10 protein-coding genes are annotated in these 13,718 nt (G+C 64.8%); 8 read left to right on the top strand and 2 right to left on the bottom strand.

Annotation, left to right across the window (positions count from 1 at the left end; all coding sequences use genetic code 11):
• Positions 1–103 precede the first annotated feature (103 nt).
• From GA566_RS09505 to GA566_RS09480, 6 genes are all read left to right on the top strand, one after another.
• Positions 104–2,590, top strand: coding sequence for an adenosylcobalamin-dependent ribonucleoside-diphosphate reductase (locus GA566_RS09505; RefSeq protein WP_160472600.1), 2,487 nt, complete (start codon positions 104–106; stop codon positions 2,588–2,590).
• A 336-nt stretch (positions 2,591–2,926) separates the two neighbouring features.
• Positions 2,927–4,603 carry an L-lactate permease gene (locus tag GA566_RS09500; RefSeq protein ID WP_160472599.1) on the top strand — a complete coding sequence of 559 codons (1,677 nt, stop codon included), beginning with the start codon at positions 2,927–2,929 and terminating at the stop codon, positions 4,601–4,603.
• Positions 4,604–4,706: 103 nt separating this feature from the next.
• Entirely contained in the window at positions 4,707–7,079 is a 2,373-nt protein-coding gene (locus tag GA566_RS09495; RefSeq protein ID WP_160472598.1) for a DNA polymerase III subunit gamma/tau, read from the top strand.
• A gap of 82 nt (positions 7,080–7,161) precedes the next feature.
• On the top strand, positions 7,162–7,488 hold the full coding sequence (locus GA566_RS09490; RefSeq protein ID WP_137926044.1) for a YbaB/EbfC family nucleoid-associated protein: 327 nt from the start codon (positions 7,162–7,164) through the stop codon (positions 7,486–7,488).
• A 40-nt stretch (positions 7,489–7,528) separates the two neighbouring features.
• Positions 7,529–8,143 carry a recombination mediator RecR gene (gene recR, locus GA566_RS09485; protein WP_137926043.1) on the top strand — a complete coding sequence of 205 codons (615 nt, stop codon included), beginning with the start codon at positions 7,529–7,531 and terminating at the stop codon, positions 8,141–8,143.
• Positions 8,144–8,147: 4 nt separating this feature from the next.
• Positions 8,148–9,053: a LysR family transcriptional regulator gene (locus tag GA566_RS09480; RefSeq protein WP_137926042.1), complete on the top strand. Its 906-nt coding sequence runs from the start codon at positions 8,148–8,150 to the stop codon at positions 9,051–9,053.
• A gap of 60 nt (positions 9,054–9,113) precedes the next feature.
• Here the strand turns inward: GA566_RS09480 and GA566_RS09475 are convergent, their stop codons facing one another.
• Both GA566_RS09475 and GA566_RS09470 read right to left on the bottom strand, forming a co-directional pair.
• The gene (locus tag GA566_RS09475; RefSeq protein ID WP_160472597.1) at positions 9,114–10,439 is read right to left on the bottom strand and encodes a GGDEF domain-containing protein; all 1,326 of its coding nucleotides are present in this window, start codon (positions 10,437–10,439) and stop codon (positions 9,114–9,116) included.
• A gap of 61 nt (positions 10,440–10,500) precedes the next feature.
• Positions 10,501–11,328, bottom strand: a complete 828-nt coding sequence (locus GA566_RS09470; RefSeq protein WP_160472596.1) for an ABC transporter substrate-binding protein — start codon at positions 11,326–11,328, stop codon at positions 10,501–10,503.
• A gap of 213 nt (positions 11,329–11,541) precedes the next feature.
• On the opposite strand from GA566_RS09470, the gene GA566_RS09465 reads away from it, so the two are divergent.
• Both GA566_RS09465 and GA566_RS09460 read left to right on the top strand, forming a co-directional pair.
• Entirely contained in the window at positions 11,542–12,738 is a 1,197-nt protein-coding gene (locus GA566_RS09465; RefSeq protein WP_160472595.1) for a CaiB/BaiF CoA-transferase family protein, read from the top strand.
• Positions 12,735–13,712 (top strand): hydroxymethylglutaryl-CoA lyase, encoded by a 978-nt coding sequence (locus GA566_RS09460; RefSeq protein ID WP_160472594.1) that lies wholly within the window; start codon positions 12,735–12,737, stop codon positions 13,710–13,712. Before GA566_RS09465 ends, GA566_RS09460 begins: the two co-directional genes overlap by 4 nt.
• Positions 13,713–13,718 lie beyond the last annotated feature (6 nt).

Raw genomic sequence — 13,718 nt, 5'->3', positions numbered from 1 at the left:
CTTGAGCGGCTTTTGATCTGACACCGGGGTGGTGTGTGGCCATGCTGGCAGCATGGCGGACGGCGAATTTCAGCCGGTACATTCTCATCGACACAGGTTGGGCATGAACGCAAACGACCAGATCCTCCGCGGCGCACTCGTGCCGCAAGAAATCTCCATCGAAGTGCTGCAGGAAAAGTACGCCAAGGGCGAGGAGCGGACGATCGACGATGTCCGTCGACGCGTGGCGCGGGCGCTGGCCGAGGTGGAACCTGCCGATCGCCGCGAAGCGTGGGCAGCGCGATTCCTTTGGGCGCAAGACAACGGCTTCGTACCTGCGGGGCGAATCAACTCGGCGGCCGGCACCGGCATTCAGGCCACGCTGATCAACTGCTTTGTACAGCCCGTGGGCGATTCGGTTTCCGAATCCAGGGGCGGCAAGCCCAGCATCTATACGGCCGTGGCCCAGGCGGCCGAGACAATGCGACGCGGAGGCGGTGTCGGTTATGACTTCTCCTCGATCCGGCCGGGTGGCGCGCTGGTGCGTGCCACGCATTCGCGTGCATCGGGTCCGGTCTCGTTCATGAAAGTCTTTGACGCGTCTTGCGCCACGGTGGAGTCCGCCGGCGCGCGGCGCGGTGCACAGATGGGCGTGCTGCGCTGCGACCACCCGGACATCGAGAGCTTCATCCATGCCAAGGACCGTGGGGACCTGAGCAACTTCAATATCTCGATTGGTGTGACGGACGCATTCATGCAGGCGGTGGAAGCCGACGCGGAAGTGGAGCTCGTGCATGAAGCCGAACCAGGCATGGACGCCATCGACGCCGGCGCATACCGGCGCGACGATGGCATGTGGGTGTATCGTCGCGTGCCGGCCCGCCGGCTGTGGGATCAGGTCATGCAGGCCACCTACGATCATGCCGAGCCGGGCATCTTGTTTCTGTCGCGCATCAATGCCGACAACAACCTCTATTACTGCGAACAGATCGAGGCCACCAATCCGTGCGCCGAACAGCCGCTGCCGTCGTATGGCTGCTGCTGTCTGGGATCGATCAATCTGACGCGCTTCGTTCGCCAGCCGCTCACGGGCGAAGCACATTTCGATTTCGAGGCGTTTGCCGAGGTGGTGCGGGTATCGACGCGCATGCTCGACAACGTGCTCGACATCACGTACTGGCCGTTGGTCGAGCAAGAGGCGGAGGCGCAGGCCAAACGCCGCATCGGGCTCGGTTTCCTGGGGCTGGGCAGCGCCCTGGTCATGCTGGGCCTGCGCTACGACACCAATGCCGCGCGCGACATGGCAGGGCGGATCTCGGAGGCGATGCGCGACAACGCCTACCTTGCCTCGGCGGAACTGGCCGACGAGAAGGGGCGATTCCCCCTGTTCGATGCAAACCAGTACCTGCGCGGAGGCTTCGTCAGCCGGTTGCCCGAAGCGGTGCGCGATGCCATTGGTGAACACGGGTTGCGCAACTCGCATCTGTTGTCGATTGCGCCGACGGGCACGATCACGCTGGCGTTCGCGGACAACGCGTCGAATGGCATCGAACCGGCGTTTTCGTGGACCTACAACCGCCGCAAGCGCATGCCCGATGACAGCTTCCGGACGTTCGAAGTGGCCGATCACGCATGGCGGCTGTATCGGCACATGGGCGGCGATGTCGAGCAACTGCCGGAGAGCTTCGTCACGGCGCTGCAGATGTCGGCACTCGATCATATGCGCATGCTGGAGGCCGTGCAGCCTTATATCGATACGAGTATCAGCAAGACGGTGAACGTGCCGGAAGACTATCCCTACGAGGCTTTCCGCAATCTGTACGTCGAAGCATGGAAGGCAGGTCTCAAGGGGCTGGCCACGTACCGGCCGAACCAGGTGCTGGGTGCCGTGCTCTCGGTGACGCCCGTGGCGCCGGTCACGCCAGCCGCTCCGGCCACGGACGATGACCCGCTGTTGCGGCCGTTCGGCAGTCGTCCGCTGGGTGACCTTGAAGGCGTGACATCCAAGGTCGAATACCTGACATACGAGGGGCACAAGACCGTCTATCTGACTGTGAACTTCATGCGCGTCGCGGGCATCGTCGATGGACAGGCCGTGACGATCGAGCGGCCGATCGAGTTCTTCATGCCGGCGGGACAGCGGTCCGAAGGCCAGCAGTGGATTACCTCGACGATGCGCCTGCTCTCGATGGTAGCCCGTTCGGGTGGCCCGATTGCCAAGGCATTGGCCGATATGCGAAACGTGGTGTGGGACAAGGGCACGGTTCGCTACGGGTCGCTTGTGCGCCAGGACGGCACCGAGGTGCCGCGCTTCCACGATTCCGAAGTGGCTGCCTTGAGCTACGCGCTGCAGCGCATCCTGATCAAGCGTGGATTCCTGGACGATGAAGGCGGTCAGGTGCCGGCTCAGGCGCTGGCCGCAAGGCTGGCGCGGCGTGACGGCGGGGAGACTGCCGTGACCCTGGCGCGGCCAACGCAATCATCCCCCGCCACATCCGCTACGGGACTGGGTACCGGCAAGCGTTGCCCGGAGTGTGGTGCGCATGCATTGCACAAGGTGGATGGCTGCGCGAAGTGCGCGAATTGTGGGTATGTGGGGGAGTGTGGGTAAGTGGAGCCGCGTAACTTCGCCGTCGCTTTTCTCCCCTCTCCCGCTCGCGGAAGAGGGGAGCAAGCAGCATCCTTCCGCGCCTCGAACACCCGTTTGAAGGAGTACCCTCCCGCGATGGTTGTAAGGAGGTACTTAAGCCTGCTCCCAGCAAAAACCCTGATCCCTGAATCCGATTCATCACTTTGGTGACTGAATTTAGGGATCGTTGCCGGGAACCTCGTACTTACAATCTCCTTTCTGTTGTCTGCGTGCGGCGTTTGCGTCGCCTGCAGGGCAGTATCGGCCGCCAAGCCCGTCAGAGGCGTATGGCCGTTTCAACCAGAGGAGGATTCAATCGTGTGGAGTCAAGTCTACGACCCGCTCGGCAGTATGGCGCTGTCCACTATTGCCGCGGGTGTGCCGGTTGCTGTGTTGCTTGCAGCGCTGGCGTTTTTCCATATGCAGGCGCACCTGGCGGCCGGGCTGGCGCTGGCGGTCGGCGTCGTTGTCGCGTCGTTCGTGTTCGGCATGCCGGCCGCGATGGCGGGCAAGGCGGCCGGGTTCGGCATCGTGTCCGGTCTGTTCCCCATCGGTTGGATCGTTCTCAATATTATTTTCCTGCACCGGCTGACCACGTTGAACGGGTCATTCAAGGTCTTGCAGAACTCGATCTCGGGTGTGACCGAGGATCGCCGCCTGCAACTGCTGCTGGTGGCGTTCAGCTTCGGCGCGTTCTTCGAGGGCGCGGCGGGCTTCGGTACGCCGGTGGCCGTGACCGGTGCCATCCTGATCGGCCTCGGCTTCTCGCCGCTGGCGGCGTCGGGTCTGGCGCTGATCGCCAATACGGCGCCCGTGGCCTTTGGCGCGCTGGGTGCGCCGATCATCGGGCTGTCGTCGGTGACCGGTATCGATCAGGTGCAGTTGTCCGCAATGATCGGTCGCCAACTGCCGTTCTTCTCCGTGCTGGTGCCGTTCTGGCTGATCTGGGCGTTCGCGGGCTTCCGCGGCATGCTCGCGATCTGGCCTGCGATTCTCGTGGCGGGCGTCAGCTTCGCAGTGCCGCAGTTCCTGGTGTCGAACTTCCACGGCCCGTGGCTGGTGGACGTCATCTCGGCGCTGATCTCGATGGGCTGCCTGACGATGTTCCTGAAGGTATGGCGCCCGAAGGAAATCTGGACCTCGACGCGGATCCTGGGTCGCCATGACGACTCCAAGATCGACCATCCCGAAGCGCTCGAAGCGGACGCCAAGGCCAACGCGGCATCGGCCAGCATCTCGGTCGTCAAGGCATGGATGCCGTGGGTAATTCTGACGGTCTTCGTGTTTGTCTGGGGCGTGCCGGAATTCAAGAAGCTGATGGATGGGATCTGGCTCTGGAAGTATCCGATTCCGGGTCTGGACAAGGCCATTCTCAAGGGCCCGCCCGTGGTGCCGAAGGAAATCGCCGAAGGTGCGGTCTTCAACTTCAATGTGCTGTCGATGGCTGGCACCGGCATTCTGGTGTCGGCGGTGGTTGGCGGGCTGCTGATGGGCTATTCCATCCCTCGCCTGTTCAAGGAGTATTGGGAGACCATCAAGCTGGTGCGTTACTCGCTGCTGACGATCTGCGCGATGTTCGGTATCGGCTACCTGACCCGCTATTCGGGCCTGGACGCCACGTTGGGGCTGGCGTTTGCACAGACCGGCGTGTTCTATCCGCTATTCGGTACGATGCTGGGCTGGCTGGGTGTGGCGCTGACAGGTTCCGACACGGCGTCGAACGTGCTGTTCGGCGGATTGCAGAAGACCACAGCCGAGCAATTGGGCCTGTCTCCCACGTTGATGGCAGCGGCCAACAGTTCGGGTGGCGTGATGGGCAAGATGATCGATGCGCAGTCCATCGTGGTGGCATCCACCGCGACCAAGTGGTACGGGCACGAGGGCGAGATCCTGCGCTACGTGTTCTTCCACTCGGTTGTGCTGGCGATCATGGTGGGCCTGTTCGTGACGCTGCAGGCGTACGTGTATCCGTTCACGCTGATGGTGATCCACTGATCGCCGGATCGCTGCAGCAGCCTGAAGCCCCGCCCGTATGGCGGGGCTTTTTCGTTGGGGCGCGCCCGGTCGCCCGGGTCTGCGTTTTGCTACAATCGCCGCCATGAGTTATCAAGTTCTAGCGCGCAAATGGCGCCCACGGGATTTCACCACGCTGGTCGGCCAGGAGCACGTGGTCCGCGCGCTCACGCACGCGCTGGAACAGCAACGGCTGCATCACGCCTACCTGTTTACCGGTACGCGCGGGGTGGGCAAGACCACTTTGTCCCGGATTCTGGCCAAGGCGCTCAACTGTACCGGCCCTGACGGCAACGGCGGCATCACCTCCCAGCCGTGCGGCCAGTGCCAGGCGTGTACGGAAATCGACAGCGGGCGGTTCGTCGATTACATCGAGATGGACGCGGCTTCGAACCGCGGCGTCGATGAAATGGCGCAACTGCTGGACAAGGCGGTCTATGCGCCGTCGGTCGGCCGTTTCAAGGTCTACATGATCGACGAAGTCCACATGCTGACCAACCACGCCTTCAACGCCATGCTGAAGACGCTGGAAGAGCCGCCCGGACACGTCAAGTTCATCCTGGCCACGACCGATCCGCAGAAGATCCCGGTTACCGTTCTGTCGCGCTGCCTGCAGTTCAACCTCAAGCAGATGCCGCCAGGGCATATCGTCTCGCACCTCGACCACATCCTGGGGCAGGAAGGCATCCAGCACGATGGCAGCGCACTGCGGCTGCTGGCGCAGGCTGCCCATGGTTCGATGCGCGATGCATTGTCGCTGACCGATCAGGCCATCGCCTACAGTGCCGGCCAGGTATCCGAGGATGCCGTGCGTGGCATGCTCGGCGCCATCGACCAGAGCTACCTCGTGCAACTGCTCGATGCGCTGGCCGCAGAGGATGGCGCCGCGATGATCGGAATTGCCGATGCGATGGCGGATCGCAGTCTGTCGTTTGCCGGCGCGCTGCAGGACCTGGGTTCGCTGCTGCACAAGATCGCGCTGGCGCAGGCGGTGCCGGCATCGGTACAGGACGAATGGCCCGAGGCCGAGGACGTGCGTCGGCTGGCTGGTCAGTTCGACTCACAGGAAATCCAGCTTTTCTATCAGATTGCCAACCTGGGCCGAAGCGAACTGGCGCTGGCGCCGGACGAATACGCCGGCTTCACGATGACGCTGTTGCGCATGCTGGCGTTCCGTCCCTCGGCTGCGCCGGCCACGCCGGCAGGCGGGCAGGGCGGTGGCCAGCAGGTGGCGCGTCCGCGTCCGGCCAGCGCGCCGGGCGGTGCTGCGCCGCGTGCGATGGCGGTGGCGCCGGTTGCTGCAGTGGCAGCGCCAATGCCCTCGGCCCCGCCGAAGATCGAACCTGCCCCGGTGCGAGCCGTGCCACCGCAGCCGATGGTGCAGGAAGCCCGGCCGGTGGCGGCACCGGCTGCTGCTGTCCCGCCAGCCCCTGCCGCCCCGAACACGGCATCCGCGCCTGCTGCGCCATCCGCCAGCCGCGCGCCGATGTCTCCGGCCCGTGCAGCACTCGACGCGGCGCGTCAGGCATCGGCAGGCAAGGGTGGTGCGCGTCCGGCAGGGATGGGCGCACCGCCGATGGCGGGTGCGACGGCCGCCGCCGCGCAGCGCCAGTCCGCCCAGCCGCTGCGTCCGCCTTCGGCTTCGCGTCCGGCCACCGCTGCTACGGCGGCGCCTGACGCGCCCGTCGCGCCAGCGCCTTCCGCTGCACCGGCTGTGCGTCCTGCAGTAATGCCTGAATCCGCTGCACGGCCCGCCCCGGCGGCACCCGCTGCGCGGACCAGCGACGTGCCGCCGTGGGAAGAGATGCCGCCCGACTTGCCGATGATCGGCCCGTACGACGCTGACCCCGGTGTGTCGCAGGATTACGATCCGGGCTTCGATCCGAACTTCGGCGGTTTCGACAACGGTTTCGAAGCGGAAACCGTAGACCGCGCGCCGCGCGGCCATCGTGCCCCGACCTCCCCATCCGCCCCGTCGATGCAGGCCAGCAAGCCGGCACCCGAGCCGGAACCCGCTGTGGCGCTGGCACCGGCCGTGCCGCCGGTGGCCCCAAGTGCTGCCGACGATGGCACGCCGCCCGTGCTCACCAGCGATTGGCCGGAACTGGCCGCTCGTCTGCCGCTCAAGGGTCTGGCGCAGCAACTGGCGTTGCAGAGCGAGATGCACCGTGTGGTGGGCCGCGCGCTGCATCTGCGCGTCCCCGTGGCGGCGCTGGCGGAAGCGAATGTTGCCGAACGCCTGCAGGCCGTCCTGAGCGAAGAATTCGGCGTGGAAGTGCGGCTGCAATGCGAGGTTGGCGCGGTCACGCACACCGCAGCGGCGGTGGATGCCGCTGCGCGCGCCGAACGGCAGCGCGAAGCCGAGGCCGAGATCGACCGCGATCCGTTTGTGCAGGGTTTGCTGCGCGAGTTTGGCGGACAGATCGTGCCGGGCTCGGTGCAGCCGCGCGCCGCCTGATATTCCAGAGGCGGCCGCCTGGAGCCAGGGAGCGCCGCCCGTATATAACTACCTATTTCGCATATTTCCAAGGAGTGATCCCATGATGAAAGGTCAACTGGCGGGGCTGATGAAGCAAGCCCAGCAGATGCAGGAAAACATGAAGAAGATGCAGGACCAGTTGGCACAGATCGAGGTCGAGGGCCAGTCCGGCGCCGGTCTCGTCAAAGTGCTGATGACCTGCAAGAACGACGTGAAGCGCGTCACCATCGATCCGAGCCTGCTGGCTGATGACAAGGACCTGCTCGAAGACCTCGTGGCTGCCGCGTTCAACGACGCCGTGCGCAAGGCCGAGGCCACCACGCAGGAAAAGATGGGCTCGATGACGTCGGGCCTGCCGCTGCCCCCGGGCTTCAAGCTGCCGTTCTGATCGATATATCGATGCCAGTATTTCCGCAGGCGGCGCCGCGATGAAAGCGGCTCCGCCCACCTCGCTGCAGGCGCTGGTCGAGGCCCTGAAAGTGCTACCCGGCGTGGGGCCGAAATCGGCCCAGCGCATGGCGTATCACCTGCTCCAGCACGACCGCGACGGCGCGCGCAAGCTCGGTGACGCCTTGCGCGGTGCGGCCGACGGCATTCGCCATTGCGAGCGCTGCAATACGTTCACCGAGCAGGACATCTGCGAGACCTGCCGCGATGCGGAGCGCGACGCGTCGCTGCTGTGCGTGGTGGAGACACCAGCCGATCAGATCATGATCGAGCAGACGCTGACATACCGGGGCCAGTACTTCGTGCTGATGGGGCGGTTGTCGCCGCTCGATGGTATTGGCCCGAAGGAAATCCACCTTGACCGCTTGCTGGCGCGGGCCACGGACCCCGAGTTTGGCGGGCCGGCCACCGAGGTGATCGTGGCCACCAATTTCACGAGCGAGGGCGAGGCCACTGCGCACTACATCGGCGAGATGCTGAAGGCGCGTGGCCTCAAGGTGTCGCGGTTGGCCCGTGGCGTGCCCGTGGGCGGCGAACTCGAATACGTGGATGCGGGCACCATCGCCCGCGCCGTGATGGACCGGCGCACGCTGTAACGGCATGAATCTCGCGCGCTTCGATCTCGTCACGCTCGGTCTGTTCGTGGCCGTGGCCCGGCAGGGCAGTATCTCGGCCGGAGCGCGGCAATCGCACCTGGCCGTGGCGGCTGCCAGCAAGCGGATCTCGGATCTGGAGACCGCGGTTGGCGCACCGCTGTTCTTTCGACATGCTGCCGGCGTGCAACTGACCGAGGCCGGCCAGGCGTGCTTTCACCATGCGCTGACCATCCTGCAGGACGTGGAACGCATGGCCGGCGTGATGTCGGACTATGCGTCAGGCGTGCGCGGACAGGTGCGCGTCTGCGCCAATACCTCGGCGATCACGCAGTTCCTGCCCGACGATCTGGCGCAGTTCATGCGCCAGCATCCCACCATCCGCATCGAACTCGAGGAACACAACAGCAGCGACATCGTGGCCGCGCTGATGGAGAATCGTGCCGATGTCGGTATCTTTGCCGATCGCACACCCTGCACGGGGCTGGTGACGGTGGAGTACCGGCAGGACGAACTGGTCATCATCACGCCGCCGGGCCATCCGCTGGCTCAGCAGGGCGCCGTCCACTATGCCGATGCGCTCGAATACGATTTCGTCAGCCTGCCGCAGGTGACATCGCTGGCGGCACGCCTGCTCGAAGAGAGTAGCCGGCTGGAGCGCCAGTTCCGGTTGCGCATCCAGGTGCGCAGCTTTGACGCCATGTGCCGCATGGTCATGGCCGGACTGGGCGTTGGCGTGCTGCCAAGAATCGCGGCGGAACCGCACGTCAAGTCGATGGGCCTGGCGCTGGTGGGGCTGCAGGACGCGTGGGCGCGACGATCGCTACTGATTGGCATGCGCGACCCGGCGGGGCTGACGGTGTCGGCCAGGTTGTTGATTACGCATTTGTGCGGGGATCGGGCGCCGTTTTGAGGCTGTATCTGCCGTGGTTTGCTCCCCTCTCCCACTAACGCGGGAGAGGGGAGCAAACCATCAAGGCACCAAAACCCCCACCTCCCCAAACTCCACCCGATTCCTCCCCTTCCTTTTCGCTTCATACAACGCCTGATCCGCGCGAGAAATCATCCCGTGGATGGTATCCCCCGACTGGAAGCTGGCTACGCCGAGGCTGGCGGTCATCGCGCCCATTACCGAAAAATCCTGCGCTGAGATAGCTTGCCGCAGCGCCTCGGCCTGGGCGGCAGCGTCCGGGAGGTCGGTGTCGGGGCATATGATCAGGAATTCCTCGCCGCCCCAGCGGCCGACGATATCGCCGGGACGCTTGGCGTCGAGGATGCGCTGGGCCATGTCCACGAGCACGCGGTCGCCGATCTGGTGGCCGTGGTTGTCGTTGATGGATTTGAAGCGGTCCACGTCGAGCAGGATGATCGAGAATACCGTGCCGCTGTGGGCCAGCGCATCGATCAGCGCCTCGTCGAGACGACGCCGGTTGTACACGCCGGTGAGCTGGTCGGTACGCGACAGCGTTTCGAGTTGCCGATTTTTCTCGACAAGTTCGGCTTGGGTGGCCTGGATCTGTGCAAACGCGTTGTTGCTGCGCTGGATGGCCGCGCGCACGGTCAGTTCGGCCTCGGTGCGCTCCGCGATGATCAGCTTGAGCTTGCGCAGCACCTGGTTGAAGCCATCGATCACGCTGTCGAACTCCTGACGTCCCAGTTTGGCGAGCTCCTCGGGTTCTTCCTCGTGACGCGAGGCAAGCTGGAACAGGGCGCGCTGCAGGCGCTCCAAGGGGACGAAGATCATGCGCAGGCCGAACGTCAGCAGCAACACCAGCACCACGTCGATGGCGGCCACCTCGGTCACGCCCTGGATCATCGCCGCCCGCAATGTTCCATCCATGGGCCTGCGGCTGAAGCGAACCACCGCCTTGCCGATGGAGACCTCGCGCCGCGTGGCATCGATGCCATCGGGCGGGTAGATGACGACGCGGTCAAGCAGGTCATCGGCACCCGCCGATGCACACGGCTCTCCGTTCGGGGATGCGGGTCGGCCGGCAGCGGCGTAGATTTCCTGCCCGTCCGGCGAGAACACACAGGCTTCGACGACCTCAGGGTGGATCAGCGTGGCGTCGAGCCGCGTCCGCAGGATGCCGACGTTCAAGGCCCAGGTGGGTTCCGCCAGGCTCTGCGCGAGGCTTTCGAGCACATCGGCACGGGTCCGTTCGAACCGTTGCTCAAGATCCTGCCGCAGCAGCCAGTGTCGATGCGAGGCAAATGCGCCCAGCGTTGTCGTGATGACAACAATAAACAGCACGATCATCCGGGTCCGGATCGAACGAACCGGGGGCAGCGGTGGCATGGGGCGAAGATCCTGGCAAGGTCCAGCGGGTCCAGCGGTTCGGGCGAGTCAGTGCGGCATTCTATTCAGGCGCCGCCTGGTTGAACAGCTGTCGGAATTTCGCCAATTCCGGATGGGCTTCCTCGTACTTCTTGCTGAATCCTATGTGCACGGTCTCGGTTTTGATGACCAGGGCGCGCCGGGACTTGTAGCGCATGCGCTCAGGTAGTCCGCGCGTTTCCAGCGATCGCAGCGCTTCCTTGATGACGATGCTGGGGTTGACCACGCAGTCGATTTCGCCGACCAGCATCTTCTTGACCAGATCCTGGAACTCGTGCCCCTCCACCATCGTGATGCGGCCTTCCTTCACCATCTGGAAGAAGCGCGGGCCGGGCGCCAGATAGTTGCGCTGGTTGCCGAATCGGAGTCCGGCGAAATCATCGGGATAGTGGTGGAAGGTGCGGCCCTCGATGGCGTCTCGATTGCAGTGTACGGCCACCTCTTCGGCGTAGAACGCCTTCGAATGATTGAGGTACGGCCGTTCTTTAGGTCGGTAATACACCCCCAGGATGCCGGCGCTGTTGCCGTTCTTCGCTTCCTCGACCGTGCGTGCCCACGAGGCGAATCGGATCTCGACCTGATAGCCCGGAATCCGGTTCGCGACGCGCATGAAGTGGTCGATATAGTCGCCTTTGGGCGCGCCGTTTTCCTCGTACGAAAGGGGCCGCTGACCCGCTTCGGAGTACAGCACCACGCGGGTTTGCGCGCTGGCGGGCGGGGCGGTGCCGAGCGTCGCGACTGCAAGCAGCGCGGCGGCGCTGAGGGTCCGGCAAAGGCGGGCGATGTCCATGGCGTCTGTGCCGTCGATTGTTTTCGGCGCGGGAAGAGCGAGGAAGGGAGAGATCGACACGGTTGCCGCGTGAACCCCAATCCCCCAGTAACGGCAGGCGGGCCCGGAGATTGAGCGTTGCCGGGCAGGGTATTCCCGAATCTTTCGCATTCCGAGATAGCCCGCTTTCCGGATTGCCGATTCCGCGTCACTGCGCAACGGGGCACACTCCGTCGAAACAAAGCCACGACGACAATCCCCCGACGGGTCAGCTTAACGGAGACGTTCCCCAACATGGCACAACAGATTCTCAATGGCATTCGTGTCCTGGAACTGGGACAACTGATTGCCGGCCCATTCGCCGCCAAGACGCTGGCCGATTTTGGCGCTCACATTATCAAGGTGGAGCCGCCCGGTCAGGGCGATCCGCTGCGCAAGTGGCGCATGATCCACGAGGATACCTCGGTCTGGTGGGAGGCGCAGTCGCGCAACAAGCAATCTATTGCCATCGATCTGCGCCAGCCGGAAGGCCAGGCGCTGGTGCGCAAGCTGGCTGCCGAGGCCGATGTGCTGATCGAAAATTTCCGCCCCGGCACGATGGAGAAATGGGGCATGGGCTGGGATGTCCTGCACGCCGCCAATCCCAAGCTGATCATGGTGCGCGTGTCCGGTTACGGCCAGACCGGCCCGAAGCGCGACGAACCGGGCTTCGCCGCCGTGGCCGAGGCCATGAGCGGGCTGCGCCACCTGACCGGCGAGCCGGGCCGGCCGCCGGTGCGCGCTGGGCTGTCGTTGGGCGACACCATCGCCGGCCTGCATGGTGCGCTTGGCGTGTTGCTGGCGCTGTACGAGCGCGATGCGCGTGGCGGCGAAGGGCAGGTCATCGACGTGGCGCTCTATGAATCGCTGTTCAACTTGAGTGAAAGCCTGCTGCCCGAATATTCCGCATTCGGCGCCGTGCGCCAGCCGGCTGGCGGCGCGCTGCCCGGCATCGCCCCATCGAACGCCTACCTGTGCGGTTGCGGTGACTATGTGCTGATCGCCGCCAATGGCGATGCCATTTTCAAGCGCCTGATGACGCTGATGGACCGCAACGACCTTGGCGACGATCCGGATCTGGCTCGCAACGATGGCCGCGTGAAGCGCGTGGACGAGATCGATGCCGCCATCGGCGTCTGGACGAAAACCCAGACCGTGGCCTCCGCGCTCGATGCATTGCGCGGCGCGGACGTGCCGTCTGGCCGGATCTACACCGTCAAGGACATCGCCGAAGATCCCCACTACCGGGCGCGCGGCGTGATCGAGACGGTGACGTCGGCCCGGGGGCTCAGTGTCGAGGTACCGGGAATCATCCCCAAGCTGTCCGGCAATCCGGGCGCCATCCACGACCGCGCGCCCACGTTGGGCGAGCATACCGACGCGGTGCTGGCCGAATCCGGCATTGATGCGGCAGCCATTGCGGACCTGCGGGCCCGGGGAGTGATCGCATGAGCGCCAACATTCAGAATCGCTATCCGCTTGCCGGACCCGCGAAGATCGAAATCAACGATGTGGCGCCGCGCGACGGCCTGCAGATCGAGTCGTTCATCGTGCCGACTGAAGGCAAGGTTGCCTTCGTCGATGCACTGGCCCATTGCGGATTCGCGCGTATCGAGGCCACCTCGTTCACCTCGGCCCGCGCCATTCCCGCGCTGGCCGACGCCGAGGCGGTGATGCACCAGATCGAACGCGTGCCGGGCGTGGCCTATACGGTGCTGGTGCCAAACCTGCGTGGCCTGGAGCGCGCGTTGTCGTGCCGTCCCGATGAAGTCAATCTGGTGATGTCGGCCAGCGAGACCCACAACCGCGCCAATCTGCGCATGACGCGCGAGCAGTCGAAAGCGCAGTTGCTGGCGATGATCGCGGAAGCCGGGAAGGTTGGGGTGCCGGTGAACGTGTCGCTGTCCACCGTGTTCGGTTGCCCGTTCGAAGGCGAAGTGGACGAGGCCGAGGTCATGACCCTGGCCCACGGGTTTGCCGAAGCCGGCGCGGCTGGCATCACGTTGTGCGATACCACCGGCATGGCCTATCCGAATCAGGTGGCCGCGTTGTGCGAGCGCTTCCAGCGGGAACTGCCGAAGACTGGCTTGACGATCCACCTTCACAACACGCGCGGCATGGGCCTGGCGAATGCCATGGCCGCGTGGCAGACCGGCGTGACGCGCTTCGACGCCGCAGCCGGCGGTCTGGGCGGCTGCCCCTACGCGCCCGGTGCGAGCGGCAATGTCAGCACCGAAGAACTCGTGCATATGTTCGCGTCGATGGGCGTGGACACCGGCATCGATCTCGAGCGCCTGCTCGGCGTGGTCGGCGGCGTGTCGGAACTGGTTCAGCGTGACGTGACCAGCCAGTTGTTGAGCGCAGGGCCACGGCTGCGCACGCACCAGCCGCCTGGATGGATGGCGGAATTTTTTGCGGCTTCCTGATTTCCC

The organism is Cupriavidus sp. SW-Y-13 (assembly GCF_009793345.1).
Lineage (GTDB): Bacteria > Pseudomonadota > Gammaproteobacteria > Burkholderiales > Burkholderiaceae > Cupriavidus.
Note: the sequence above shows the minus strand (reverse complement) of the source record. Positions and strands in the feature narration are given on the sequence as shown.

Coding starts and splice junctions, on each gene's coding strand:
- GA566_RS09505 (WP_160472600.1), top strand. CDS start 104: ATGAACGCAAACGACCAGATCCTCCGCGGCGCACTCGTGCCGCAAGAA.
- GA566_RS09495 (WP_160472598.1), top strand. CDS start 4,707: ATGAGTTATCAAGTTCTAGCGCGCAAATGGCGCCCACGGGATTTCACC.
- GA566_RS09490 (WP_137926044.1), top strand. CDS start 7,162: ATGATGAAAGGTCAACTGGCGGGGCTGATGAAGCAAGCCCAGCAGATG.
- recR (WP_137926043.1), top strand. CDS start 7,529: ATGAAAGCGGCTCCGCCCACCTCGCTGCAGGCGCTGGTCGAGGCCCTG.
- GA566_RS09480 (WP_137926042.1), top strand. CDS start 8,148: ATGAATCTCGCGCGCTTCGATCTCGTCACGCTCGGTCTGTTCGTGGCC.
- GA566_RS09475 (WP_160472597.1), bottom strand. CDS start 10,439: ATGCCACCGCTGCCCCCGGTTCGTTCGATCCGGACCCGGATGATCGTG.
- GA566_RS09465 (WP_160472595.1), top strand. CDS start 11,542: ATGGCACAACAGATTCTCAATGGCATTCGTGTCCTGGAACTGGGACAA.
- GA566_RS09460 (WP_160472594.1), top strand. CDS start 12,735: ATGAGCGCCAACATTCAGAATCGCTATCCGCTTGCCGGACCCGCGAAG.